The organism is Nanoarchaeota archaeon (genome assembly GCA_018897155.1).
Classification (GTDB): domain Archaea; phylum EX4484-52; class EX4484-52; order EX4484-52; family LFW-46; genus LFW-46.
In genome coordinates this window covers 20333-43406 of the sequence record JAHILE010000045.1, presented here as the reverse complement: position 1 = coordinate 43406, position 23074 = coordinate 20333, and the positions used below count along the sequence as shown (strand labels likewise).

The window sequence follows — 23074 nt, the reverse complement described above, 5'->3', positions numbered from 1 at the left end:
TTGCAAAAAAACCGCCAATTGACTATCAATTATTATGTTATCATTTTGAGCAATACTATCCATTTCTGCATCAATTCAATTCTCGCTAAAAATATGTTTGGGTTTAGAACTCCTTTTCTGAAATATCTAATTTTTTGCAAAATCCTTGATTTACTTTTTGTCCGTTTCCTTTATAATCAAATTTATTTTATCCTGCGGAACCCATTTCACGCCGTCCTTTTGCGTTATTGTAACAACGTTTATATCCTTTCCGCCAGTGAATACGTCGCGCTCACGCGCCGCTTTTATCGCCCTTACCGAAAGTTTTATCCCCTCATCAACAGGCATGTCTTTTTTGTATGCATCTTCAAGCACACCTATTGCAATTACCGACCCTGAACCGCTGAAAGTATACTCGTCCTCAATCATAACTGCGCCGTCCGCAGTTATTGAATAAAGCATTACGCCCCTGTCATCTGCGCCGCCAAGTATGAGCTGTATCATTTCCGGCATCCATGACTTGTATGCATCTCTTAACATATTTCCAAGAAGCGTTGCTGCTGCTTTTACAGTAAGCACTTTTTCTGAAAGAGTATATAATCGGAGTTCCGCGCTAAGGAGCCTTACAACCGCCTGCGCATCTCCAACATCCCCTGCAATCGTTACCGCCATTTTAGGCGACACTTCAAGTATTTTCTTTGCCGTCTTTGACGCAATCAGATGTCCCATTGTAGCTTTATTGTCTGTTGCCAAGACAATCCCGTCCTTGCAGACAAGCCCGACAGTTGTTGTTCCGGTTTTCAGCTTTCCATTTTCATGGCCACCTTCTGCACCTGAAAGTTTCACCGAAAATCCGGTTCTTAAAAATCCAGTTTGTGAGCATCTGTTTTTTGCATCAGTAATCAACTCAGAATTAAGCATATCGTTTACTGGATAATTAAACTTTATAAAGGTTATTTGATTCCGCACATTCGAGAATTGCCGATAATTTTTCGCTATGCTTTGCCTTATTTTAAGCCCAAGGCGCATCAACCAGCACTTCAAAATCCATCTGCTCTCTTAAAATACCGTGCTCTGCGCCGTAGTCGCGCGCTTCATTTATTTTGCCACAATCATTTTTCGAGAATTCAAACATACTGTTTTTGTAAACAACAACCATTACGCCACCGCTACAGATATGCAAATAGAATTTGTCTTTTATTGATGTGCGCGCCAGATTCAAAAACTTTTCTTTATCTGCATCAAACAGCTCGATTTTGTGAAATGTCATAGTTCCTGCTTTTTTCTCGCCTTCCAATGTCGACTTTTTTGTTTCAACAATTTTCGCTAAGTTCAGAAGCGATTTATCATTCAAACTTTCCTCGATAATTACGCCGCGCCACATTAATAATCTATGATGCGGTCGGGAATATAAGCATATGGTACCATAAATTCAGAAAAGCGGCTCAACAGCGGTTGCATATCCTTTTGATTCTATGCCCTTTATGATTTTATATTTTTGCTGCGGGCTCAAAACATCGTCCATCATAATATATGCGCAATTGCCCCATGCAGCATCGCAATGGGACAATTTTCCAAAATGGATGTTCCCGATTTCAAATTCTTTCATCACACTTTGAATGCAAGAATACAGGCTGATTGCTTTTGACAGGTCGCCTTTCCATACAAACAAGCATTGGGAAGGGCCGCCATATACAAAATCCAGAAAGCCGGCATTGCATTTATCGAATATCCTGATTTTTTCAGCATCAGAACGATCAGATTCCATAAACAAAATAGCGCATTTAATTTTTAATACTTTGCGCGCAATAAGTCATCTATGAACACAGACAACCTTAATTCTCTTCTCGCATTAGCTTCGCGCGCAGCAGACGTTATCAAATCAGAAAAAGGCCACATACGCGTCGTGACTCATTTTGATGCCGACGGAATATGCGCCGGAGCCATAATGCATGAAACGCTAAACGCGCTGAAAAAAAATTTTGAAATTGACTTTGTAAAGCAGCTTGAGCGCGATGTTGCACAGGATCTGTCAAAAGACAAGGATTCTGCAGACTTGTGGATTTTTACAGATCTTGGAAGCGGTCAGCTTGACGCAATAAAAGAATTCTTTCCCGGGAAAAAAATCGTTGTCGCAGACCATCATCAGCCAGTTGATCTTTCGTGGGACGGACTAATCCACGTAAACCCCCATCTGACAGGAATCGACGGAAAAGATGAAATCTCAGGAGCTGGAGTGGCCTATCTGGTATGCCGGATGCTCACTTCAAAGGCATGGAAGCTTGTGGATCTCGCAGTGATAGGCGCTGCCGGCGACATGCAAAAAGTCAACGGAAATTACAAAGGCGTAAATGAGATGTTTGTAAAAGATGCTGAGCTTGCAGGAAAATTAAAAGTCGATAAAGGCTTGCGGCTTTTCGGAAGATATACGAGGCCGCTAATTAAAGCGATTGAATACTCGACAGATCCTTTTATTCCAAACATATCGGGAGATCAATCCGGAGCATTGCAATTTCTTAACAACTACGGCATCCCTATCAAAGACAAAGCAGGCGCATGGCTGCGGCTTGCGGATCTTTCAAAGGATGATGAAAAAAAGCTTGCAAGCGCGCTTCTGATAGAGGCAACGCATGCAGGAGTCAAACCCGGAACATTAATAGGAAATGTCTACAAGCTTCATAACAACTACGAAATACGTGAATTTACAACAATACTTAACGCCTGCGGAAGGATAGAAAAACCTGTAGAGGGTATGAAATTATGCCTTGGGCATATTGATTCTGCAGACACTATAATGGGTGCGTACAGAAAGAAAATCGCTGTGTACCTTGAATGGATAAAAACAAATAAAGATCTCTTTGTCAAAACAGATAACGCAGTTTATGTGATTGCTGGAAACAATATTTCCGACAACATGATAGGCACGTCAGTTTCAATTGCAATGCGCTCAATACTTAAAGCCAATGTTGCCATCGGATTTGCGAATTCTGACAACGGTGTTAAAGTTTCAGGAAGGATACTAATAAACTCCAACGAAGCAAATCTTGGAAAGGCGATTCTACAAGCCTCGAAAGAGCTTGGCGGGGAAGGTGGAGGCCATACAAACGCTGCCGGAGCCAAAATACCTCTTGGAACTGAAGCAAAGTTCATACAGCTTATAGATCCGCTTCTTATAAAAAAATGGGAAAATGAAACAGATGTTGTTGATTTAGCGGAAGTTAATGTGGAGCCTTAGCGTATGGCTTTCCATAACCTTAATAAATCTTCCGCATTAATGTATGGTTATTGTAAGGTAATATGTACTAAATATGTGATTTCATGGTTGAAATAATGCAACAGCCCGGAGAAGCGAAAAAAGCAGATACAGCAGCAAAGCCAAAGGCTGGAAAGGACACATGGTCAAAAAAATCATGGTATATGGTGTCGTCTCCAAGTGTTTTTGGCGAAGAAGTAATTGCAGAAATTCCTTCTTTGAAGGATTCTAATATTATTGGAAGGACTGTAAAAGTCTCATTATCTGAGCTTACAAAGAATTACAAGCAAATGCACACAACAGCAAGCCTAAAAATTACAGGAATTGATGGCAAAAAGGCAAAAACAGAATACTCCGGTCAGGAACTTCTAAAAGATGCATTGGCACGCCTTATTCGAAGATGGAGCTCACGCGTCGACTCAATTCAGGACATCACGCTAAAGGACAAGAAACTGCGCCTGAAAATGACAATAATCACAGCAAAAAAAGCAAATACTACAGTAAGAAAACACCTTCGCGCGCTCACTATAAAAACCTCGAGCGAAATGCTTGCGGGAAGGCCGCTTGATGAAGCGGTCATGACTATGAACAACGAAAAACTGACGCGAGTAATACATGAAGCGGCGGCAAAGATATTCCCGATAAGAAGCGTTGAAGTCAGGAAAGTTGAAGTGAAATAAAAGTTCACTTGCTGCCAATTGATTCAAGAACTTCTTCAATTTCGGTTACGTCCGGAATTATGTGCTTTACTTTCAAGACTTCAGCTTCCGACTTTGACAAATGGCCTGTAAGCACAACAATAGGTTCTATACGCGCGTTTCTTGCCATCAAAACATCGTTCTTTGCGTCGCCGACATAAATCGTCTCTTCGGATTTTACTTTAAGAAACGCCATTATCTCATTAAGAGAATAAGGCGAAGGCTTCTGATTTTTCTCTTCGATATCATATGCAGAAATTATTTTTGAAAAAACTTTCGGAGTGTTGAATTTGTCCATGATTTTCTTCAGCAAAACAGGATGAATTCCGGTAGCAATCGCGAGAGCATATTTTTTTGCCAGATTTTCTAGCAGTATGTTCACTCCATTTATTGGTTTTACGCAGTTGACAAACGTATCTGAATTAAGTAGAATGCCGTCATATAATCTGTATGCTTCGTCAAGCTTTCCGGGATGTTCTTTTAGCAAACCGCTCAGTTCGGCTTTTGGAGCCTTCCCCCAGTTCTCAAAAATCCTTCGCTTTTCTTCTTCTGCTTCAAGAAAGACGCCAAGCCTTGACAGTGTTTCATGGTAGCAGTTAATATAGCCTTTTGTCGAGCCAGCTACAATAACATCATCCCAGTCGAATATTATGGCTTTTATCATAATATACCCTCCTTTGCAGGCATCAGAATTCTTTCAAGAAATCTAAAAGAACATTCGCGCCATATACGAGCGCGTCAACTTCAACATATTCGTCTGTCTGGTGCGCCATATCAGGGCCAATGCCAAACGATACCGCAGGTATTTTATAATTCTGAAAAAATGTCATCACAGTAGCGCCCTCAGAACCATCTATTTTGGGCTCAACCCCGTTATTTTTCATCGCAAATTCAAGTTTTGTTATAAGCGGGCTGTTCCTGTTCATTTCGTAAGGCAGCTGAATATTCAGTGTTTCTAATTTGTAATTTTTAGTTGCTTTTTCAATGGTTTTTTTTATTTCAAGAATGAGTGCGTCAGCATCCATACCCGGCAGGTATCTTGCATCTATTGTAAATTCGCAAACATCCGGCACAATATTTACTGCTTCGCCGCCCTTAATAATCCCGATATTGATTGTCGGCGGATGGACAAGCTGGTGCGGCTTAACGTTAAACTCGTAGTTCTTTAATTCGACTATCGCCTTTGACGCCGCTTCAACTGCATTTTCGCCTTTCCAGGGATACGCGCCATGCGCTTTCTTTCCATATACCGTCGCCTTCATTTGCAATACGCCCTTTTGCATTATTGCGATTTTGAATCCCTCTACATCCATAACAAGTGTTTGCGTTGGCTTTATGATTTGTTTTTCAAGAAGCGGAATCAACCCAAGTTTGCTGCCCATTTCCTCATCTGCAGTTGCAGCGATTATCAAGTCGTAATCTAGCTTTATGTTGTTTTCTTTCAAAAGGCGCGCCACTTCAAGGCAAATCGCAATATTGCACTTGCAGTCTGCTGCGCCCCTGCCGTAGATTTTGCCATCGAAGATTTCCGCGCCAAAAGGATTGTGCTTCCAGCCACCGCCTGCAGGCACGGTATCAATATGCGGTGTGAGTAATAATGACTTGGCGGAATTTTTTCCTTTCAGAACGCCAACAACATTTGTCCTGTCCTTTGCAAACTCGTAAGTCTTTACAACAAATCCGCAATCCATAAGCTCTTTTTCGACAATTTGCGCGACTGCTTTCTCTGTTCCTCCGGGATTCTCGGAATTTGTGCGGATGAGTTTTTGTGTCAGCGCGACAATGCGGGATTGATTAGCCATTTTCAAAACACCTATCAATAGATTATCTTTTTTCTTTCTTTAATACAGTTATCATATAATTACATATATTCTGTCTCATCAGTGTTGTTGATAAATACCCTGAAATTATATTGTAAGTAAATTCTTTCGGAAGAATCCGTGAGAGTATCTTGGCTGTTTTTGGGCGTTTAAAAAATGAAGCGGCTTTCTTTTCGAAACGCTCCATATTTGGAAGAACAAATTGCGAGACGTTTTCTTCAAAATCTATCTTAAACTTCTCTTTTTTTGCTTTGCGGATAAAACTCCGATAGCTCTCAAATTTTTCCATCGCCATTCCCTTTCCGGCAAGCTGTAATGCGATTCTTTCCTCATGCAATAATTGATTTAGATTTTTGTTTGAATATCCGTCAAATATGATGAAAACGCCATCTTTCTTTAAAACGCGGTAAGCTTCTGCCAAAACCTTGTTTTTATCGGTGCTGTAACATAACGCCTCGACTACAAAAACGATATCAAACGTTTCATTTTTGAATCTGCTAAGGTCGTGATAATCGCCAAAATCAGGATAATAATTATGAACGATTTTCGCTTTCTTAAAAGCGTATTCCAACTGCCCTTTAGATATGTCTATCCCATAGAATTTTGTAGCCGAAAATTTACGGGAAAGATAAACCGAATTTGCCCCGCGCCCCGTAGCCAATTCCAAAACACTTCGCCCTGCTGATTTATTGATATAATTGCCCACAATTCTTGCAGGTTCAAATAAATCATCTTCTTTGTATAAACCATCACGACTTATTGCCATATGAATTAGGTCCGTACTGCTGTGAAATAAAGAATATGGAATTCTGTTTACTAAATAATATTTTTGTATATATTTGTTATTTATTTTCAAATCCAGAACCTGAGTTATATTAAACACATTACAGATATTCTCTAATTTTTCAGAAAGCTCTGATTGATTTTCCATAAAAACATCATAAAAAGGATATCGCGGCGCCATTTTTTGGCGCCGCAAATAAGTCTAATTTATAATTCGTTCTCGCTGATTATCGACAGTTTGCTCGAAAACGGCTTGTCTTTCAGCGATGTGCCGATTAAGAACTGCACTCCGGCATCCTCAGCAGCTTTCACAAGAAACTTGTCTATATATCCGTCAAGAATCACTGCAGAAGGGCTCTCAATCTGCTTAAGAGACGTTGTTATTTCCTTCACAGGCACTCTTCCGACAAAATTGCTGTCCTTGTCAAAGATTGCTGCAGCGCGCGTCCCTACAAGCTCGCTCAAATGCTCCTTGAATTTGGCTGACGTTTCGCTATCAAGGGCCTTCTTTTTCATTGGCGCGCTTGATGATGAAACAGATGTTACGCGCCTCGTGTTCGATAAAATAGGTGTAGAGGTCTTCACAGAATAGCTCTTGAACTGCGCGGATTTTTCCTTTGATTCAGATGTTTCCAAAACATCAAAAGGCTCAGCCCGTTCATTCTGCGAAATAAAGTCAGCCCCGTGATTCACAGTCTGTTGATGCTGCGGCTGCGAAAGTGGCCTGATATCAGTCGCCTGCCCTGTTGGAACCTTGTCCCTAAGCGCTTTGAATATTTCTTTCTTTGTCAGCTCCTCAACTTCCTTTCCTTCAGGAGCTCTTGCAACAAAATCAATTTCTCCAAGCTGCTGCAGCTCTTTAAGGATTATATCTCCTCCGCGGTCTCCATCAAGGAAAACAGTAACTTCTTTTTCACGGAAGATTTCTGCAAAAGCCTGGGGAACGGAAGTTCCGCCTATTGCTACAGCATTTTTCACACCGTGTTTAAGCAGGTTTACAACATCAGCTCTTCCTTCGCAAACTATTATTGCATCGCCTGTTAAAACATCCGGACCTGCTGGCAAGCCCTTGAATTCCACAACTTCTGCGGTTCTAAGGTTCTGCATAAGCTCCTCACTCATAACCGCTGTATCCGGCATCTGATTAAGAAGGCCTGCAAGAAGTTCCTTTGCCCGTTCGACAATGTAGTTTCTCTTTATTGTGCGAAGATCCTCAACAGATTCTATATGTATTTTAGCATCACACGGACCTACGCGATCTATTGTTTCAAGAGATGCTGCGATAAGTGCAGTTTCTGTGCTGTCAAGGCTCGATGGTATTGTAATTTCTCCAACAGCCTTTCCTCTTTGCGAAACGCTTTTCACTTCGATTCTGCCTATTCGACCGGTTCGCTGAAGCTCCCTCAAATCAAGCTCAGGACCAAGAAGGCCTTCAGTTTGTCCAAAAAGAGCCCCGATAACATCGGGTTTTTCAACTATTCCACTTGCGTCAAATTTTGCCTTTATCAGGTATTTCACTGATGTTTGTGCTAGTTTTGCCATAGATATCACTCAAATTACATTAAATGTTATTTTTAGTCATTAGCAAAAGAATACGATTCAAATTACGCACGCCAATTCAGAAAGAGATTAACATTATCTGTATTTGGATGTTTTTGATTTTCCAATCAATAATCGGAAGTCAATTCCGAATATAAACAAATGGTGAATTTGATAAATATTAATCTCCTACCGAGATCGTTCAAACGCGCGTCTGATTTCGCTTTCAGTTGCGTTGTATATCAACAATTTCTTTTTTTTTGACTTTTCGCCCGAAACAATCGAAAGATGTTTTTTCAAAAGCCTCTCAAGCCCTTTTATAAGTTCGATATTCGCCTTATTGTCTTCAGGTATGCTCTTCAAGCATATGATAATTCTGTTTTCATCGACCAGTATTTTAAATCTATGTGAGAGCGGCTTTACTGTAACCGACATCATCACATTATTTCCTTTGATTTCAAACATAAAATTCATATCAGTTAATTATTATATGTATCCCGCAAGTAACACGCTGATTCATCGCACTTGCTCGAAGCGCTGACGAATGCGGGATGTTTGACTATATAAAACAGAACCTTTATATACTTTTAAACGGGTTTAAAACGCGTTTTACCCTTTTCGCGGCTCTTTCAGAACTGTTTTTAATTTCATGCTCCCAAATACGCATCACTTTCCACCCTTTTGATTTCAGAGTTTTTTTCACGGCTTTGTCCCGCGCCATATTTCTTTCTATCTTTGAGCGCCAATATGCTTTATTGGATTTTGGCATCCTGAAATGCTTTGCGCATCCGTGCCAAAAACAGCCGTCAATAAATATTGCGAGTTTCTTTGAAGGAATCACAATATCCGGCTTCCCTTCCAGCGCATAGTTTAAGCGATAACGTATTTCATTTGTGCGCAGCTGTTTTCTAAAGGTCATTTCAACTCGGGTGTTCTTGCTTTTTATTTTAGCCATGATTCTGCTTCTTTCTTTTTTAGTGACTGTGTCCGCCATATCAAGCCATTAAATTAATGGATATGGCAAGGTTAATAAGCGCGAAAACACATATTGAATGAATATGGAGCGAGCGTTTAAATTCATAGATCTTTTTGCGGGAATCGGCGGCATTAGGATTCCTTTTGAAGAATTGGGAGGTTTGTGCGTATTTTCTTCTGAATTTGATTCTGCGGCTCAAAAAATGTATGAAGCGAACTTTGGGGAAATGCCAAAAGGAGACATCACCAAAATACCTTCAAGCGAAATTCCGGATCATGACCTGCTGCTTGCGGGCTTTCCATGCCAGCCATTTAGCATAATTGGCAAGGGGTTAGGATTTGCGGATACTCGAGGAACATTATTTTTCGAAATTGAGAGAATATTGAAAGAAAAGGAGCCGGAAGCATTTTTGCTGGAAAACGTTAAACGGCTCGCAAGCCATGACAAAGGAAGAACGTTCAAAGCAATACTGTTTAAGCTCGAACAATTGGGGTATCAGACTCATTGGAAAGTATTAAATGCGCTGGATTATGGGCTGCCTCAAAAAAGAGAGCGGGTTATTATTGTCGGATTTAAGAAAAACTATCCATTTACGTTTCCTGAGCCATTAAAAAGGGAAGCGCGCCTAATCGAAATTATAGAATCGCACGATATGGTGGATAAAAAGTATTTTGCTTCCGAGGATATTGTTAAAAAAAGATTGGCTAAAATCGGAGAAAAGAAAGTCCCGAAGCCGTCTATCTGGCACGAAAACAAAGAAGGCCATATAGGAGTTCATGAATATTCGTGCGCCCTGAGATCTGGAGCATCGCATAATTATTTGCTGGTGGATGGAATACGGCGCCTCACCCCAAGAGAGCAGCTTTTGCTGCAAGGATTTCCAAAAAGCTTCAAAATGGCTGTTCCGGACGCGCAGATAAAGAAGCTTGCCGGAAACAGCGTTCCTGTGAATATGATTCGAGAAGTGGCAAAAAGAATGATTGCGGCAATGCGATCCGAGCCGCTTCCGGCCATAATCGCGACTAAAAATGGCTGCAAACAAACTTCATTGCAAATGGTGATGTCTTATTAAAAGCAAAATTGCGCTGGATAAAATTATAAGAAAGAGCAGAGTTCATTTATACAAGCCCATACAGATTGCGGAAATTCTGCACCATTATAGGAGCGAAAATAGCGCAAATCCTTCTGATTTTGAATCCTATAAAAATATCAGCAAAAAATGGAGAGATGAGGTCAGCAGAAGGCTTATCGGAAGAGTTTCCACATCATCTCAAAAATTCCAAGACAATCTTTTCGAGCCTAACGCAATGCCGCCGGAATTTCTCAGGGAACTGGCGGAATTCAACAAAAAAAACGGAGGGCTTGTCGAAAACTACATATACCACAGGCTTCAGGAAAGGCTATCGATGGTGCTCGGCGCATATAGATATATTGATTCCGCAACGCCGAAAACTTTCGGGCTTGATGAGTTCCTATCATTATTTGCGCAAAATCCCGGCTTAAAGAGAAGCGTGGACAAAGCGTATGAAATAACCGTTTACGCGCTGTTCAGCGCGATTGTGCGCGCATTAAATGCGGAAGTCAGCATATCAATAAAAGATTCTAATGAAGAGATTTTAAGCGATTTTAAGGATTTCATTAAATTGACGCTCGGGCTTTCGAAAAATAAAAAGAGAATAAGCATGCCTGCAAAGCTATTTCGAGCGGGCGTCACCAACGCGGCCGACAGAGGCTTAGATATGTGGTCTAATTTCGGGCCTGCTGTTCAAGTAAAGCATGTTTCTTTGAGCGAGGAATTGGCGGAAGACGTTTCTGACACAATAAGCGCGGACAAAATAATATTGGTTTGCCTTGACGCTGAAGCAAAAACAGTAAACACAGTTATGAAGCAACTGCCTTTTAGCAGCAGGATTCAAGGAATAATAACATTTTCCAATTTGAAAGAATGGTATGCGCTATGCCTCTCGCAAAAGTATGAATCTTCTTTGGGAAAGCCCCTTATTTCCGATTTAAAAAGAGAATTCAATTCTGAGTTTCCGACAACAACTGAAATCGCGCCTTTCTTGAAGGAAAGAGGATATGACATAAAACAGCTTAAAGGAAAATGGTCGCTGCAGGCAAATCCATTATAAACGCGGCAGAATTTCTTCAAGAGGATTCACATGTACAAAAAAGGCTATGCATTTGAGCGCGCGTTGAAACTGCATCTTGAATCCGACGGCTGGACAGTAATCCGTTCGGGCGGAAGCAAAAAGCCTGATTTAGTCTGTGCAAGAAATGGCAAAATCCTGATAATCGAGTGCAAATCAACTGCATCAGATATTATTTATCTTAACAAAGCAGAAGTCCGGCATCTTGAGAAAGTCGCAGAAGAATTCGGAGGCGAATGCGTCTATTGTATCAAGCGCGACAATGCCGGCTGGCGGCTTGTTCCGATAACTGAACTTGTAGAGGCCGATAAGAATTTTGTGTTAAGGCTGAAGGATTAATTATACTTAAGGAAATGTCAAAGGCAAATTATTATAAAGCTAAAATTATTTCAAAACATTCTTTTTCCTCAATTCATGTTCTATCCATTCATTACCTTTTAAATATGCATCATTACTGGATGTGTTTTTCATAATTGCGTGTCCTCTTCCATCAAATGTCACCATTCCGGGCACGTCATCCAATAATTTCTCCCTTGCTTTAACGAGAGCACCTATAGCATATGGTTGTCCATGTTGTTCTTCAATCCGATGTACGGCGGATTCAAAATTGTGCATCTTAGGTTTAATTGCAGCAGCATACACTTCATCTACGTCAGATTCTTGAATTTTAACGTCAGCCATTTCAAGACCTTTTGAATTATTCTTATATGCCATATCACTCACATAATACAATTACCCAACAGTATTTATAAACATTTTAATTCATAACAAAGTTTCAAAAATACCCTCAAAAATCAGATTCCTTACAAAGCTTATAAACTTTCTTCGCCTTACACAAACCAGAATAAAATGTCATACGAGCTTCTGATTGCCGAAAAACCGAATGCTGCAGATAGAATTTCTGCCTCAATCGCCGATGGAAAGCGCGCAGTAAAATCCATCAAATCAGTCAAATACTACGAAATCACGCGCAATGGAAAGACAATCGTAGTTGTGCCTGCAGTCGGCCACATATTTGGCTTAAAGCAGAAAAGCGGCACCTGGACCTACCCGGTTTTTGACGTCGAATGGCTGCCGACTTTCAAGATTTCAAAAGACGCCGCCTATGTCAAGAACTATTATGATACGCTAAAAGCGCTTGCAAAAGACGCTGACAGCTTTGTTGTCGGAACAGACTTTGATATAGAAGGCGAAGTCATCGCATACAACATCCTGCGATTCATCTGCAAAGTCAATGATGCAAAGAGGATGAAATACTCCACGCTTACAAAAGCAGAACTTGAAAAATCCTACGACAATGCAAGCCCGCACATCGAACGCGACCTTGCCAATGCCGGCGTTACACGGCATATTCTTGATTATTATTTCGGCATAAATGTATCGCGCGCACTCACACTTGCAATGAAAAGCGCCGGCAAATACAAAATAATGAGTTCCGGCAGAGTGCAGGGACCTACTTTGAAAATTCTTGCAGACAAAGAGCTTGCAATAAAAGCATTCAAATCGACTCCCTTCTGGCAGATTGAGCTCCAAGCAAAAGACTTCTCTGCGCTTTATGAAAACGAAAAAATCATCTCGCAAAGCTCGAAGCTTTTTGAGCAAGGCTCAAAAATCGAAAAAGAAGCTGACGCAAAGAAAATAGTTGAAGAATGCACTGGAAAAGACGCGATTGTCTCTAAAGTTAATAAAAAGACAGTAATGCACAAGCCTCCGGAGCCATTCAACCTGACAGACCTTCAGACAGAAGCTTACAGAACATTTAAACTATCCCCAAAAATGACACAGGAAATAGCGCAAAAACTATATGAAGCAGCGCTTATCAGCTATCCGCGAACATCGTCGCAAAAGCTGCCGGCAGTGCTTAATCTCAGGAGCATTCTTGAAAATCTCGCAAAACAGGCAGAATATGCGCAAATCGCAAAAATCGTTCTGTCAAAGAAAACGCTTGTTCCGAATGAGGGCCAAAAAACAGACGAAGCGCACCCTGCAATACACCCGACCGGCGAGGCTCCAAAGTCCCTGAACCCCTATGAAAAGAAGGTCTACGACCTTGTTGTAAAGCGCTTTATTGCAACATTCGGCGACGCCGCATTAAACGAAAACATAGCGGCAAAACTAAATATCGGCCCGCACATATTCAACGCATCCGGAAAAAGAAATGTTGAGCCGAATTGGTATTTGCTTTACGCGCCGTATTCAAAAAACAAGGACGTCATTCTTCCGCCTCTAACAGAAGGGCAGAAAATCGATGTGAAAAAGCTCAATCTTCTTGCAAAAGAAACAGAGCCTCCGCGAAGGTACACGCCGGCATCAATTATTCGCGAGATGGAACGGCTGAATATTGGAACAAAGGCGACGCGCGCGGAAATCGTCAACAACCTGGTGCTGCGCGGCTATGTAAAAGGCACGCCAATCGAAGTAAGTGACCTTGGCCTGAAGACAAGCAGCGTACTTGAAAAATACCTGCCCGAGATTGTTTCTGTTGAACTCACGCGCAGGTTTGAAGATGAGATAGCAGATATTGAAAAAAAGAAAAGATTGCCAAAAGACGTGCTTTCAGAAGCAGAAGCAGAACTGACAAGCGAACTTTCAAAATTCAGGCTTAAGGAAAAAGAGGTCGGAGGCGCGCTTCTTATAGCATTAAATGAAACCGCTGCAGTTGAAAATATTGTAGGCATTTGCCCTGCTTGCGGAAAAGACCTTCGAGTGATTGTTTCCAAAATGACAAAAAAACGCTTTGTCGGATGTTCGGGATATGCAGACGGATGCAGAACATCATATCCGCTGCCGCAGGTTGGCATGCTCAAGACAACAAAGGATATCTGCAAAGAATGCAATTCGCCGATAGTGAAAATTATTTCCAAAGGCAAACGGCCGTGGATTCTATGCATTGACCCGAAGTGCAAGACAAAGGATGCATGGAATAACAACAAATCAAAAACTGTGCAAACTGCCGTGCCCGAAAATAAGGCTACATGGGATATTGCTTCTTCTAAGCAAAAGACAGAAAGCAATAGAATTAATTCAAAGTGATTCCGCGTTTATTTGTCTTGAATTAAGTCATAATCACTCAAATAGTTCAAAAATTGTTAAATTAACCAGAAATAAACATTTTTAAAATTAATAAATAAGATAAGCGCATGGATAACTGTTCGAAAAAATATTTGAACTCGTATGAAAGCGATTTTGTGTCGATAAATTGCGGAAGCTACTTTCAAACAAGATATGGGAATGGAAATTTCCTTAGCGTTGAAATTCCCGTCCCAAAACCCCCTATTGAACTTGGGGACCTGACGCCGATAAAAGAAAATGTATATTATATAATTAAAACTAACGAGCGTGGCGTACATTTTGAGCTGAATTTAACAATTATTTAGAAAAAAGCAATTCAGTGATATTATAGCATCGATTTATTAAAATTTCTTCTCCATTCAATATATTAGATTATTTATTATCCATAGATTAATGTAGTCATATCGTATCCGGTGATTCTATCAATCCAAATTATACCTCAAAACAATTGAAGCGCCTTGTCACAGAGCTGTCAAAAATGCGCGGCAGGCACACTGATCTTGTGAGCATATACATTCCGAAAGGTTACAATATAAACGAGATAAGAAACCTCGTATTCAACGAGGCGGCGACTGCAGAAAACATAAAATCTCGAACAACACGAAAAAATGTAACAACCGCTCTTGAAAGAGCGGGCCAGAAGCTGAAGAACTATAAAGTCACGCCGGAAAATGGCCTGGCCATACTTTGCGGCAATATTTCTGAGAACGAAGGCCAAACAGACATGCGCATCTGGGAAATCATTCCGCCTGAACCGGTAACCACGCGCATTTACAGATGCGATCAGACATTTGTGCTTGAGCCGCTTCAGGACATGATACGCGAGCGGGAAAACTACGGCTTGATTTCAATTGACACCCATGAAGCCACTGTCGCATTCCTTCGCGGAAAAGCAATAAGCGTAGCTGTCAAAAAAACATCGCACGTGCCCGGAAAACAGAGAAAAGGAGGACAATCAAGCATCCGTTTCTCGCGAATAAGAGAAGAGATTCTTTTCAAATTCATGAAAGACTTCGGGGATCTTGTGAACAAGACTTTTGAAGTAGAAAAAGACATTGTCGGAATAATTGTCGGAGGTCCGGGACAAATAAAAGACGAATTCGTTAACGGCAACTTTCTTTTTGAATCCGTAAAGAAAAAAATACTCGGAATAAAAGATACGGGTTATGCAGGAGAAGACGGATTGCGCGAGCTTGTCGAGCGCTCAAGCGACATCCTAAAAGAAGCATCAGTGATGAAAGAAAAGGAAATCCTGAACAAATTCTTCGAGCACCTGAAAAAAGACACGCGGCTTGTAACCTATGGGTTTCTCGAAGTTGAAAAAGCGATGTCTATCGGCGCTGTTGATACATTGATTGTTTCGGAAGGCTTTGAATTCAAAGCGTATTCCATCAAATGCACGGCCTGCAGCCATGAAGATGAGATTGTTAAACGAGCAGAGCATGCTCCAACATTCTGCCCTAAATGCAGCGCGCAAATAACGCCTGATGAAATTGACGTATTTGCAAAACTCGAAGAGCTGGCGAAAAACACCGGCGCGAAATTCGAGCTAGTATCTGTAGAAACGCAGGAAGGCGCGCAATTTATACAGTTGGGCGGAATTGGCGCCATATTAAGATATGTAGTGGAATAAAACAAGATTTAAATAATTCTGGTGCCACTAATTTAAGTGATTTTATGGCAGACATAAATAAAATTTACTCAGACAGAATATTTGAAATAGAAAAAAATACAAAACAGAAACGGTTGGAAGAGTTCATTCCAAAATCTGCATCACCAACAGAGGAATGTTATCTATTTGGTTGCAACACATACGGCTGCCTTTCAAGCGGCAGATGTGAAGAATAGGTATTCCAATGTATTTATAAATCTTTAGCGCAAAGAAAATAAGACCCGCAACAATTTTCAATAGTTGAGGCTCGCTTCAACTTTGAAAAGCTTGAAAATCTGAACAATATGCGTAAAGATTTTCATGACTGCTTCGGCAGGAGGGATTTAGTTTAACAACTATTTCTCTCAAAAAAATGTTATAAGTGATCATGATGCCAATCAGAGATTATTTGCAAAAATATATCCGCGTGCTCCAAATTATGAAGAAACCAAGCCGTGAGGAATTCGTGGCAGCTGCAAAGGTTACGGGAATAGGTGCGCTTTTAATGGGATTAATTGGATATGTGATTTACATTATCATGGTGGCTATCGGCGCAGTATAAGTGTATGTTTATCAGGAAAATCAAGTTTTATGCTTTTTGAGCGAAGCTCAAAAGCTTCAAGTTTGTAACAGCAAACGAGATGATTTTAATCCAGTCAAATGGAGAATGATTAAAAATCATGGCTTGTACCAAGCTTTTTAATCCAATGCAATTGGAGAATGATTAAAAATGACAATACTCACAATAAGGACAACTGTAGGACGTGAAAGAACTGTACTGGACACACTGACCACAAAAGCCCATATGAAGCCGGTTGACATAAAATCAATATTTGCGCCTGCAGAATTGAAAGGCTATCTTTTCATAGAAGGCTCTGAAGAAGGCATCACAGATGTCCTTCGAGGCGTACCTCATGTTCGCGGCCTGATAAACAAGCCGGTTGCAATAGAGCAGCTTGAAACATTCATGAAAGTCGCAACAAAAGAAATCACAATGAAAGTAAATGATATTGTCGAAGTAATCGGTGGCCCTTTCAAGCACGAAAAAGCAAAGATTGTGCGAATCGATGAAGACAAACGCGAAGCAAGAATCGAGCTCATCGAAAGCGCGGTTCCGATACCGATTACAATTAAATTAGATTTATTGAAAGTGATTAAATGACTGTCGACTTTATTAGATTGAAAAGTGGTTCCAATAAAATAAGACTTGAAAGATATCCCACCTCAATTCCAGAAATCCTATATTGCCTTAAGAAATTGGGTGATAATATCAGTGCTGCACGCCTTGAAGATATGCTAAAAGGAAATACGAGCGAACACATGATGATTGAAGTACCTGCGGTTTACAATGACTTTACACACAAGGTTGTAGCTGATTTGGAAGGAAAAGATTTTTGTTTAGTTAATCCAACAACATACGATCCCTATGTACGAAAAATTTGCCATGTAACCATGAACGCAACAGCTTAACTTATGAGATGATTTTATGTCAAAAACATTCGATGTTATAGTTGATGGCGGAAAGGCAACGCCGGGACCGCCTTTAGGTCCGGGACTCGCACCGCTTGGAGTCAATGTAAAGGCAATAGTGGATCAAATCAATGAAAAGACAAAAGCATTTGCTGGAATAAAAGTACCTGTTAAAGTCATAGTTGATCCTGCAACAAAGGAATTCTCAATAAAAGTGGGAAGCCCAAGTACTGCAGAACTTATTAAAAAAGAATTAAAACTTGATAAGCTCGCATCAAAATCAGGTATTGAAAATATCGCAGATATGAGAATCGAACAAGCAATCAAAATCGCAAAGATGAAGGAAGATGGGATGCTTTCACGCAACCTCAAAAACGGCGTAAAGATGGTTGTCGGAAGCTGCGTATCGCTCGGAGTTCTTGTTGAAGGAAAACCTGCAAAAGAACTTGTAAAAGACATAGAAAAAGGCGTTTATGATATTGAAATTACACAGGAAAAAACAGAGCTTTCAACAGAAGAGCTCAAGCAAATCGAAGAAGAAAAGAAGACAATGGCAGAAGAATCAAAAGCAAGACGCGAGAGGTTCGAAACACTTGCAAAGAAGACTGTCGAAGAAATGAAGGGACAGGAAGCATTCAGAATCAAGCACAAACTCGAGGAACTTGGCATACCAAAAGATATAATGGAAATGGTGATGCCGAAGGAAGCGCCTGCTGGAGCAGCGGCTGTGGTAGGTACTGCACCAGCTGCTAAGAAAGATACAAAGAAATAGAGGGTGTGTATTTATGGACATTTCAAAACAGCTCGCGGAAATAAGAAAGCAGGAGCCTAAGAGAAACTTCAACCAGACAATCGACGTAATTATTAATCTTAAGCATTATGACTCAAAAAAACAGGAAAACCGTTTTGTTGAAGAAGTAATTCTTCCAGAAGGCAGAGGCAAAGATGTAAAAGTAGGTGTAATTGGAGCAAACCTCGTAGTCACTGCAAAGGACAAAGCTGATGAACTTATAAATGAACAGAGACTTGCGCAAATAGAGGGAAGTGCAAAAGAGCAGAAGATACTTTTAAGAAATATTGATTATTTCATATCCGAACCGCAGTTTATGGCGCGCATCGGAAAATCCCTCGGTAAGCGGCTTGGTCCTAAAGGAAAAATGCCAAAACCGCTTCCAGGCACAGTTGATCCAAAGCCCTTGATAGAGCGCTTGAAAAAAACAGTAAGGGTTGTTGTAAAAGACGCACCGGTAATAAGCTGCCCGATAGGAATGGAACAAATGAATGATGACGCACTTGGAAAAAACCTTGAAGCAGTTCTTGCAGGAGTTGAAAAGCGCCTTCCGAATGGAAAGCAGAACATAAAGGCGGTTTATTTGAAAGCGACGATGGGCGCGCCGGTAAAATTAATTTAAGAGGTAATGTTTATCTTGAAAATCTTCGAGATTTTCAAGCTTTTTAATCCAATGTAAAAAGAGATGATTAAAAATGGTTCAAAAATGGAAAACTGAAAAAGTAAAAGATCTTGAAAAGCTTATTGAATCAAATGCAACTGTCGGGATTGTCGACATAAGCAAGCTTCCTTCTTCGATGCTTCAAAACATAAAAAAGGGATTGCGCGGTTCAGCCGAAATAATCGTCACAAAGAAAAGCGTCATTTACAGGGCAATTGAAGCATCGCAGAAGAAAAAAGACAAAATCAGCGAACTCACAAAACTCAAAGTTCATATTCCTGCATTGATTGTAAGCACAGACAATCCATTCAAGCTATACAAGAAAATCGAAAAGAACAAATCAGAAGCATCGGCAAAAGCAGGAGATATTGCGCCGATAGACATCATAGTTCAAGAAGGCCCGACAAACCTGCCTCCAGGACCTGCAATCGCAGAATTTCAAAAAGCAGGGATAAAAGCAGCAATACAGGGACCTAATATAGTGATCAAAGAAACAAAAACACTAGTAAAACAGGGTGAAGTCATAAACGAAGCCGCTGCAGGAATTCTTGGAAAACTAAATATAAAGCCAATGGAAATATGCCTGAATGTGCCTGGAATATATGAAGGCGGCATTGTCTATGGAAAAGATTTGCTTGCAGTTGATGAAGCCGCTTATGTTAATCAGATTGTGCAGGCATATAGGAATGCTTTCAATCTTGCATATAATGCAAACTACCTCACAAAAGACGTTGTGCTTCTGAAACTATCTGAAGCTTATAGAAATGCACTGAACCTCGGCATAAACGCAACAATCCTTGAAAAGGAAATAATTCCGCACCTGCTTGCAAAGGCAAATCTGCAGGCGATTTCGGTGAAAAGTACTGCAAAGATTCAGTAATTCGTGAAATATATGAGAAATATATTTGAGATATCTTATAGAGCACTCAAAAAATGGAGATACCTGGAAGACCTGTTCGAATAGAGGTCGAATCCAACATGACTGATGTAGAAATGAAAAAATATCTTCGCGCATACCATGATAAAGGTGATAAACATAGTGAAGATGGATTTATAGAGTTCCTAAAAAATAATAATGTTTCAGCAAAAATTTTGAATACAACCTACGTAATTGATGAATATTGATAACTAATGATTTAATGGTGATATTATGGAATATATCTACACTGCAATGCTTCTGCACAGCGCAGGGCAAAAAGTCGATGAAAATGGCGTGAAAAAAGTTCTCGAATCAGCGGGAGCAAAGGTTGATGACGCAAAAGTCAAAGCCCTTGTTTCAGCTCTTGATGGCGTGAACATCGACGAAGCTATCGCAAAGGCAGCAGTCGCACAAGTTGCGGCAGCACCTGCAGCGGCTGGCGGAGAAGCAAAGGCTGAAAAGAAGGAAGAAAAGAAAGAAGACACTGCAAAGAAGGAAGAAGAAGCAGCTGCTGGACTCGGCGCGCTGTTCGGATAAACTTTCTAGCAGAAGCAAATGCTAATGAGGCAGCTGCACTTTTGCGTAATTAGGCGCGAGTGCGGCTGCTTTTATAGTTCTTTTTCTTTAATCTTTAGTGAATTTTTGAATACGGTTACCGGTAGGGTTAATTAGAATCTTTCGGGCATAATAGTCACAACGATAGTTTTCAAAACATTAATAAAATGTCTTGAATATCTATAGCGTATATATGACAGATACACTTACAAAAGAGCAAAGAAGCAGAACAATGTCAAGAATACGAAGTAAATGGACGTCTCAAGAAAAAAAGATGCATAATTATTTGAAAGCCAAAAAAATAAAACATAAGATGCATCCAAAAATAAGAGGGAGTCCAGACAGTCTAATATACGAAACGAATACTGCGGTTTTTCTGCACGGTTGCTTTTGGCACAAATGTCCAAAATGCTATAATGAGCCAAAAAGTCATAAAGACTACTGGTTGCCAAAAATTGAAAGAACTGTAAAAAGAGATAGAGAAAACGAAAAAATCCTTAAAGAACAAGGCTTCAAAGTAGTGAAAATATGGGAACATGAAATCAAGAAAGATGCAAAGTCATGCATCTCAAGGCTGGTTAAAAAGTTATAGTTCGTTGGCAAATCTTTGCCAATCGACGTCGCTGTTATGCATTTTTCCGCTTGGCTTAACGTACCGCTCTTCCTCTATGCCTGCTTCTGGAACTGCCCTCTTCTCAAGTTCACCTTTCGGACAATATCCGACAATTTCCGCTTTAGAGCCAGAAAATTCAGGAATTTTATCTTTTTTATCCGAAATGTCTGGAAGGTCTCTTAAGAGCCTCAAGATAAAATCAGTTGGGTAAAACACCCTTACGAAAACATAAGAATCCGAAACCCTCTCGTCTCTTTCGACTTCATTGACTGGAACAATCAGCATCATTCCATTTTCTTTTCCGCTTTTGACGCTTATGCGTTTTCTTGGAGGATTTGCGACGCCCCGCCGTTTAACCGACACTATGTCCTGACCGACAATAGAATCTTCAAATATTCGGTACTCAAGCTCAATATCCACATTGAATTTTTGTTTGATAAACTTTGCAAGTGCTATTTCTGCAAGGGCGCCTTGGGTCCAATTTTCAACAGCTTGAGTTACACTTCTTTGCCTCGCCGTGCCAAAATCCGCTCTTGTATGACCTGCATAATTAATTTCTATCGCAAACTTAAACGCCTTGATAAAATCGTTTTTATCCAAGCCAACAAGTCTCTGCTGTTTTCTCTGCTTCCAAACATCAATATCTTCACTTTTTAAAACATATTTTCTGCCTTCTTTAACGCGCTCCAATTCGCGCCCGTCTTTTATTATACGCTCAAGAAGAGCCCTTTTTATACCAATGTACTCTGAAGCGTTATTCAAATCCAAATTCGGCATAAACACTATTGAGTAGAAAAGAATATAAAGCATCACTTGCGATTAAGCCGTTTTAACACCATTTATAGCTCTAAGAAGCTGTTCAGCAATAGGCTTTATTCCCTGCGGCGGAACCGCATTGCCCAGCTGCTTTCTAACTTCGGAAATATTGCCCGCAAATTCAAAATCGTCGGGAAATGTTTGTATTCTTGCCCGCTCCCTGTTTGTTAAAGGTCTTGGCTCTGAATAGTGATATCCCCATGTTCCTCCTCCTCCGTTTGCCACGATAGTTGGGGATGGCTGATTTGGATGAAGCCGCTTATATATTAAACTCATCCAATTTCTATTTTCATAACCGGGCAAACTGCGATAATTGCCGCCTGCTGGAATTAACTCAAGTTTTTTTCTTGTCGAAGGCTGAATATTTATCTTTTCATTATTAAGTTTCACAGTTTCCACTCCTAACAATGCAATTTTTGCAGGAACATGCTTGTCTTTATGCGTCGGCTCGGGAAATACAAAACTTGCCTTTATGTCGCTTCTTATTCCCACGATTATTACTCTTTCTCTATTTTGCGGCACGCCGTAATCTGCAAAGTTTATCAGTTTATGGCAGACTTTGTAGCCGACATGATCAACTTTTTCAAAATCTTCTTTTATCTTTTTTATAGCCCATCCATCGTGAGCTGTAAGCAGCCCCTTAACATTTTCAGCCACAAAAAATAACGGCAGTTTTTTGGCAACTGCTTCTACAAATCTGGTGTATAACAGCCCTCTTTTAGAGTCGAAGCCCTGCCTTTTTTCCCCTCTAAGAATTGAAAAATCTTGGCATGGAAAACCGCCAACAATTACATCCACACTTGGTGTCTTCTCTAAGTCAACATCCCAAATGTCGCCGCATATTATGTCGTGCTTAAAATTCTTTTTGTATGTTTCGCAGGCGGTTTTATCAAAATCATTAGCCCAAACAAGCTCATAAGCCAGTTCGGGGTGTTCAGCCATAAGGAATCCCAAATCCATGCCGCCGCAACCGGCAAATAAAGACATTATTCTTAATTTCTTTTTCATCGGAACACCTATTTTTTTGATTTAACCTCTTTTAATTTCTCATAGACGGCATTATTTACAAATGCAGAAAGAGTTGGATGTTTATACTTATTTCCGTTCTCATCCAGCCACGCTTGGACTTCTTTTATCAGCTTGTCATCAATTCGAACAACACCCATCACAACACCCATTACATTATGTAACTTATTGTTAATATTATGTTACACTAGTATATAAGCTTTCTATTATACTGTGTATGAAACGGTCTTTAAGCATTTATATTTGACGCATACAAGTTGCCGATAGAATATTTTATTTATTATTTGTCGTTCACATCAAGAA

General features: G+C 40.3%; 31 protein-coding genes. 18 read left to right on the top strand and 13 right to left on the bottom strand.

The annotated features are described in order from the left end of the window. Positions 1-150 precede the first annotated feature (150 nt). The 3 genes from KKB09_05755 to KKB09_05745 form a co-directional block, all read right to left on the bottom strand. Entirely contained in the window at positions 151-900 is a 750-nt protein-coding gene (locus tag KKB09_05755; GenBank protein MBU4300694.1) for a proteasome subunit beta, read from the bottom strand. Between the two features lie 91 nt (positions 901-991). Then, positions 992-1363, bottom strand: a complete 372-nt coding sequence (locus KKB09_05750; GenBank protein ID MBU4300693.1) for a hypothetical protein — start codon at positions 1361-1363, stop codon at positions 992-994. 48 nt (positions 1364-1411) lie between these two features. Next, positions 1412-1747, bottom strand: coding sequence for a hypothetical protein (locus KKB09_05745; protein MBU4300692.1), 336 nt, complete (start codon positions 1745-1747; stop codon positions 1412-1414). Positions 1748-1798: 51 nt separating this feature from the next. Here KKB09_05745 and KKB09_05740 point away from each other — a divergent pair, with 51 nt between their 5' ends. Both KKB09_05740 and KKB09_05735 read left to right on the top strand, forming a co-directional pair. Further along, a complete protein-coding gene (locus KKB09_05740; GenBank protein MBU4300691.1) occupies positions 1799-3214 on the top strand; it encodes a DHH family phosphoesterase in 1416 nt (471 codons plus the stop codon). A gap of 83 nt (positions 3215-3297) precedes the next feature. Beyond that, complete coding sequence (locus tag KKB09_05735; GenBank protein MBU4300690.1) at positions 3298-3912, top strand: 40S ribosomal protein S3a/S1; 615 nt, start codon at positions 3298-3300, stop codon at positions 3910-3912. A 4-nt stretch (positions 3913-3916) separates the two neighbouring features. On the opposite strand, the gene KKB09_05730 is transcribed toward KKB09_05735, so the two are convergent. From KKB09_05730 to KKB09_05705, 6 genes are all read right to left on the bottom strand, one after another. After that, the gene (locus KKB09_05730; GenBank protein ID MBU4300689.1) at positions 3917-4594 is read right to left on the bottom strand and encodes an HAD family hydrolase; all 678 of its coding nucleotides are present in this window, start codon (positions 4592-4594) and stop codon (positions 3917-3919) included. 22 nt (positions 4595-4616) lie between these two features. Next, complete coding sequence (locus KKB09_05725; protein MBU4300688.1) at positions 4617-5732, bottom strand: M20 family metallopeptidase; 1116 nt, start codon at positions 5730-5732, stop codon at positions 4617-4619. A gap of 22 nt (positions 5733-5754) precedes the next feature. Next, the gene (locus tag KKB09_05720) at positions 5755-6681 is read right to left on the bottom strand and encodes a class I SAM-dependent methyltransferase (protein MBU4300687.1); all 927 of its coding nucleotides are present in this window, start codon (positions 6679-6681) and stop codon (positions 5755-5757) included. A gap of 59 nt (positions 6682-6740) precedes the next feature. After that, positions 6741-8075, bottom strand: coding sequence for a DNA primase (locus KKB09_05715; protein MBU4300686.1), 1335 nt, complete (start codon positions 8073-8075; stop codon positions 6741-6743). A gap of 186 nt (positions 8076-8261) precedes the next feature. After that, a complete protein-coding gene (locus KKB09_05710; GenBank protein ID MBU4300685.1) occupies positions 8262-8537 on the bottom strand; it encodes a DUF167 domain-containing protein in 276 nt (91 codons plus the stop codon). 112 nt (positions 8538-8649) lie between these two features. Further along, a complete protein-coding gene (locus KKB09_05705; protein MBU4300684.1) occupies positions 8650-9066 on the bottom strand; it encodes a very short patch repair endonuclease in 417 nt (138 codons plus the stop codon). A gap of 64 nt (positions 9067-9130) precedes the next feature. Between KKB09_05705 and KKB09_05700 the strand changes: the two genes are divergently transcribed. Genes KKB09_05700 through KKB09_05690 form a run of 3 tightly spaced genes read left to right on the top strand, consistent with a single transcriptional unit; the run spans position 9131 to position 11537 of the window. Beyond that, complete coding sequence (locus tag KKB09_05700; protein ID MBU4300683.1) at positions 9131-10120, top strand: DNA cytosine methyltransferase; 990 nt, start codon at positions 9131-9133, stop codon at positions 10118-10120. Next, on the top strand, positions 10116-11180 hold the full coding sequence (locus KKB09_05695; protein MBU4300682.1) for a HaeII family restriction endonuclease: 1065 nt from the start codon (positions 10116-10118) through the stop codon (positions 11178-11180). The genes KKB09_05700 and KKB09_05695 overlap by 5 nt, the downstream gene beginning before the upstream one ends. 30 nt (positions 11181-11210) lie before the next feature. Next, complete coding sequence (locus KKB09_05690) at positions 11211-11537, top strand: Holliday junction resolvase (protein ID MBU4300681.1); 327 nt, start codon at positions 11211-11213, stop codon at positions 11535-11537. A 45-nt stretch (positions 11538-11582) separates the two neighbouring features. Here KKB09_05690 and KKB09_05685 read toward each other — a convergent pair whose 3' ends face one another. Continuing rightward, positions 11583-11921: a hypothetical protein gene (locus KKB09_05685; GenBank protein ID MBU4300680.1), complete on the bottom strand. Its 339-nt coding sequence runs from the start codon at positions 11919-11921 to the stop codon at positions 11583-11585. A gap of 126 nt (positions 11922-12047) precedes the next feature. Between KKB09_05685 and topA the strand changes: the two genes are divergently transcribed. The 13 genes from topA to KKB09_05620 all read left to right on the top strand — a co-directional run bounded on the left by topA (position 12048) and on the right by KKB09_05620 (position 20908). Next, positions 12048-14231 carry a DNA topoisomerase I gene (topA, locus tag KKB09_05680; GenBank protein ID MBU4300679.1) on the top strand — a complete coding sequence of 728 codons (2184 nt, stop codon included), beginning with the start codon at positions 12048-12050 and terminating at the stop codon, positions 14229-14231. Positions 14232-14338: 107 nt separating this feature from the next. Beyond that, positions 14339-14575, top strand: coding sequence for a hypothetical protein (locus KKB09_05675; GenBank protein MBU4300678.1), 237 nt, complete (start codon positions 14339-14341; stop codon positions 14573-14575). 173 nt (positions 14576-14748) lie between these two features. Then, the gene (gene prf1, locus KKB09_05670; GenBank protein ID MBU4300677.1) at positions 14749-15903 is read left to right on the top strand and encodes a peptide chain release factor aRF-1; all 1155 of its coding nucleotides are present in this window, start codon (positions 14749-14751) and stop codon (positions 15901-15903) included. Between the two features lie 44 nt (positions 15904-15947). After that, positions 15948-16118, top strand: a complete 171-nt coding sequence (locus KKB09_05665; GenBank protein ID MBU4300676.1) for a hypothetical protein — start codon at positions 15948-15950, stop codon at positions 16116-16118. Positions 16119-16309: 191 nt separating this feature from the next. Then, positions 16310-16483, top strand: a complete 174-nt coding sequence (locus tag KKB09_05660) for a protein translocase SEC61 complex subunit gamma (GenBank protein MBU4300675.1) — start codon at positions 16310-16312, stop codon at positions 16481-16483. A 168-nt stretch (positions 16484-16651) separates the two neighbouring features. Continuing rightward, the gene (locus tag KKB09_05655) at positions 16652-17083 is read left to right on the top strand and encodes a transcription elongation factor Spt5 (GenBank protein MBU4300674.1); all 432 of its coding nucleotides are present in this window, start codon (positions 16652-16654) and stop codon (positions 17081-17083) included. Beyond that, positions 17080-17391 carry a hypothetical protein gene (locus KKB09_05650; protein MBU4300673.1) on the top strand — a complete coding sequence of 104 codons (312 nt, stop codon included), beginning with the start codon at positions 17080-17082 and terminating at the stop codon, positions 17389-17391. The genes KKB09_05655 and KKB09_05650 overlap by 4 nt, the downstream gene beginning before the upstream one ends. Positions 17392-17407: 16 nt before the next feature. After that, positions 17408-18163: a 50S ribosomal protein L11 gene (locus tag KKB09_05645; GenBank protein ID MBU4300672.1), complete on the top strand. Its 756-nt coding sequence runs from the start codon at positions 17408-17410 to the stop codon at positions 18161-18163. Between the two features lie 13 nt (positions 18164-18176). Continuing rightward, positions 18177-18803: a 50S ribosomal protein L1 gene (locus KKB09_05640; protein MBU4300671.1), complete on the top strand. Its 627-nt coding sequence runs from the start codon at positions 18177-18179 to the stop codon at positions 18801-18803. A gap of 73 nt (positions 18804-18876) precedes the next feature. Continuing rightward, positions 18877-19722, top strand: coding sequence for a 50S ribosomal protein L10 (locus KKB09_05635; protein ID MBU4300670.1), 846 nt, complete (start codon positions 18877-18879; stop codon positions 19720-19722). Positions 19723-19820: 98 nt separating this feature from the next. Further along, a complete protein-coding gene (locus tag KKB09_05630; GenBank protein MBU4300669.1) occupies positions 19821-19967 on the top strand; it encodes a hypothetical protein in 147 nt (48 codons plus the stop codon). 25 nt (positions 19968-19992) lie between these two features. After that, the gene (gene rpl12p, locus KKB09_05625; GenBank protein MBU4300668.1) at positions 19993-20298 is read left to right on the top strand and encodes a 50S ribosomal protein P1; all 306 of its coding nucleotides are present in this window, start codon (positions 19993-19995) and stop codon (positions 20296-20298) included. 211 nt (positions 20299-20509) lie between these two features. Next, a complete protein-coding gene (locus tag KKB09_05620; GenBank protein ID MBU4300667.1) occupies positions 20510-20908 on the top strand; it encodes a very short patch repair endonuclease in 399 nt (132 codons plus the stop codon). On the opposite strand, the gene KKB09_05615 is transcribed toward KKB09_05620, so the two are convergent. From KKB09_05615 to KKB09_05605, 3 genes are read right to left on the bottom strand one after another with little or no spacing between them, the layout of a single operon-like run. Beyond that, positions 20903-21706, bottom strand: a complete 804-nt coding sequence (locus KKB09_05615; protein MBU4300666.1) for a hypothetical protein — start codon at positions 21704-21706, stop codon at positions 20903-20905. The genes KKB09_05620 and KKB09_05615 overlap by 6 nt on opposite strands. 42 nt (positions 21707-21748) lie before the next feature. Continuing rightward, complete coding sequence (locus KKB09_05610) at positions 21749-22753, bottom strand: DNA cytosine methyltransferase (GenBank protein ID MBU4300665.1); 1005 nt, start codon at positions 22751-22753, stop codon at positions 21749-21751. A gap of 8 nt (positions 22754-22761) precedes the next feature. After that, on the bottom strand, positions 22762-22911 hold the full coding sequence (locus tag KKB09_05605) for a hypothetical protein (protein ID MBU4300664.1): 150 nt from the start codon (positions 22909-22911) through the stop codon (positions 22762-22764). Positions 22912-23074 lie beyond the last annotated feature (163 nt).

Excerpts from the sequence above, each read along its gene's own strand:
- KKB09_05755 (MBU4300694.1), bottom strand. The coding sequence starts at position 900 with ATGCTTAATTCTGAGTTGATTACTGATGCAAAAAACAGATGCTCACAA.
- KKB09_05750 (MBU4300693.1), bottom strand. The coding sequence starts at position 1,363 with ATGTGGCGCGGCGTAATTATCGAGGAAAGTTTGAATGATAAATCGCTT.
- KKB09_05745 (MBU4300692.1), bottom strand. The coding sequence starts at position 1,747 with ATGGAATCTGATCGTTCTGATGCTGAAAAAATCAGGATATTCGATAAA.
- KKB09_05740 (MBU4300691.1), top strand. The coding sequence starts at position 1,799 with ATGAACACAGACAACCTTAATTCTCTTCTCGCATTAGCTTCGCGCGCA.
- KKB09_05735 (MBU4300690.1), top strand. The coding sequence starts at position 3,298 with ATGGTTGAAATAATGCAACAGCCCGGAGAAGCGAAAAAAGCAGATACA.
- KKB09_05730 (MBU4300689.1), bottom strand. The coding sequence starts at position 4,594 with ATGATAAAAGCCATAATATTCGACTGGGATGATGTTATTGTAGCTGGC.
- KKB09_05725 (MBU4300688.1), bottom strand. The coding sequence starts at position 5,732 with ATGGCTAATCAATCCCGCATTGTCGCGCTGACACAAAAACTCATCCGC.
- KKB09_05720 (MBU4300687.1), bottom strand. The coding sequence starts at position 6,681 with ATGGAAAATCAATCAGAGCTTTCTGAAAAATTAGAGAATATCTGTAAT.
- KKB09_05715 (MBU4300686.1), bottom strand. The coding sequence starts at position 8,075 with ATGGCAAAACTAGCACAAACATCAGTGAAATACCTGATAAAGGCAAAA.
- KKB09_05710 (MBU4300685.1), bottom strand. The coding sequence starts at position 8,537 with ATGTTTGAAATCAAAGGAAATAATGTGATGATGTCGGTTACAGTAAAG.
- KKB09_05705 (MBU4300684.1), bottom strand. The coding sequence starts at position 9,066 with ATGGCGGACACAGTCACTAAAAAAGAAAGAAGCAGAATCATGGCTAAA.
- KKB09_05700 (MBU4300683.1), top strand. The coding sequence starts at position 9,131 with ATGGAGCGAGCGTTTAAATTCATAGATCTTTTTGCGGGAATCGGCGGC.
- KKB09_05690 (MBU4300681.1), top strand. The coding sequence starts at position 11,211 with ATGTACAAAAAAGGCTATGCATTTGAGCGCGCGTTGAAACTGCATCTT.
- topA (MBU4300679.1), top strand. The coding sequence starts at position 12,048 with ATGTCATACGAGCTTCTGATTGCCGAAAAACCGAATGCTGCAGATAGA.
- KKB09_05675 (MBU4300678.1), top strand. The coding sequence starts at position 14,339 with ATGGATAACTGTTCGAAAAAATATTTGAACTCGTATGAAAGCGATTTT.
- prf1 (MBU4300677.1), top strand. The coding sequence starts at position 14,749 with ATGCGCGGCAGGCACACTGATCTTGTGAGCATATACATTCCGAAAGGT.
- KKB09_05665 (MBU4300676.1), top strand. The coding sequence starts at position 15,948 with ATGGCAGACATAAATAAAATTTACTCAGACAGAATATTTGAAATAGAA.
- KKB09_05660 (MBU4300675.1), top strand. The coding sequence starts at position 16,310 with ATGATGCCAATCAGAGATTATTTGCAAAAATATATCCGCGTGCTCCAA.
- KKB09_05655 (MBU4300674.1), top strand. The coding sequence starts at position 16,652 with ATGACAATACTCACAATAAGGACAACTGTAGGACGTGAAAGAACTGTA.
- KKB09_05650 (MBU4300673.1), top strand. The coding sequence starts at position 17,080 with ATGACTGTCGACTTTATTAGATTGAAAAGTGGTTCCAATAAAATAAGA.
- KKB09_05645 (MBU4300672.1), top strand. The coding sequence starts at position 17,408 with ATGTCAAAAACATTCGATGTTATAGTTGATGGCGGAAAGGCAACGCCG.
- KKB09_05640 (MBU4300671.1), top strand. The coding sequence starts at position 18,177 with ATGGACATTTCAAAACAGCTCGCGGAAATAAGAAAGCAGGAGCCTAAG.
- KKB09_05635 (MBU4300670.1), top strand. The coding sequence starts at position 18,877 with ATGGTTCAAAAATGGAAAACTGAAAAAGTAAAAGATCTTGAAAAGCTT.
- KKB09_05630 (MBU4300669.1), top strand. The coding sequence starts at position 19,821 with ATGACTGATGTAGAAATGAAAAAATATCTTCGCGCATACCATGATAAA.
- rpl12p (MBU4300668.1), top strand. The coding sequence starts at position 19,993 with ATGGAATATATCTACACTGCAATGCTTCTGCACAGCGCAGGGCAAAAA.
- KKB09_05620 (MBU4300667.1), top strand. The coding sequence starts at position 20,510 with ATGACAGATACACTTACAAAAGAGCAAAGAAGCAGAACAATGTCAAGA.
- KKB09_05615 (MBU4300666.1), bottom strand. The coding sequence starts at position 21,706 with ATGCCGAATTTGGATTTGAATAACGCTTCAGAGTACATTGGTATAAAA.
- KKB09_05610 (MBU4300665.1), bottom strand. The coding sequence starts at position 22,753 with ATGAAAAAGAAATTAAGAATAATGTCTTTATTTGCCGGTTGCGGCGGC.
- KKB09_05605 (MBU4300664.1), bottom strand. The coding sequence starts at position 22,911 with ATGGGTGTTGTTCGAATTGATGACAAGCTGATAAAAGAAGTCCAAGCG.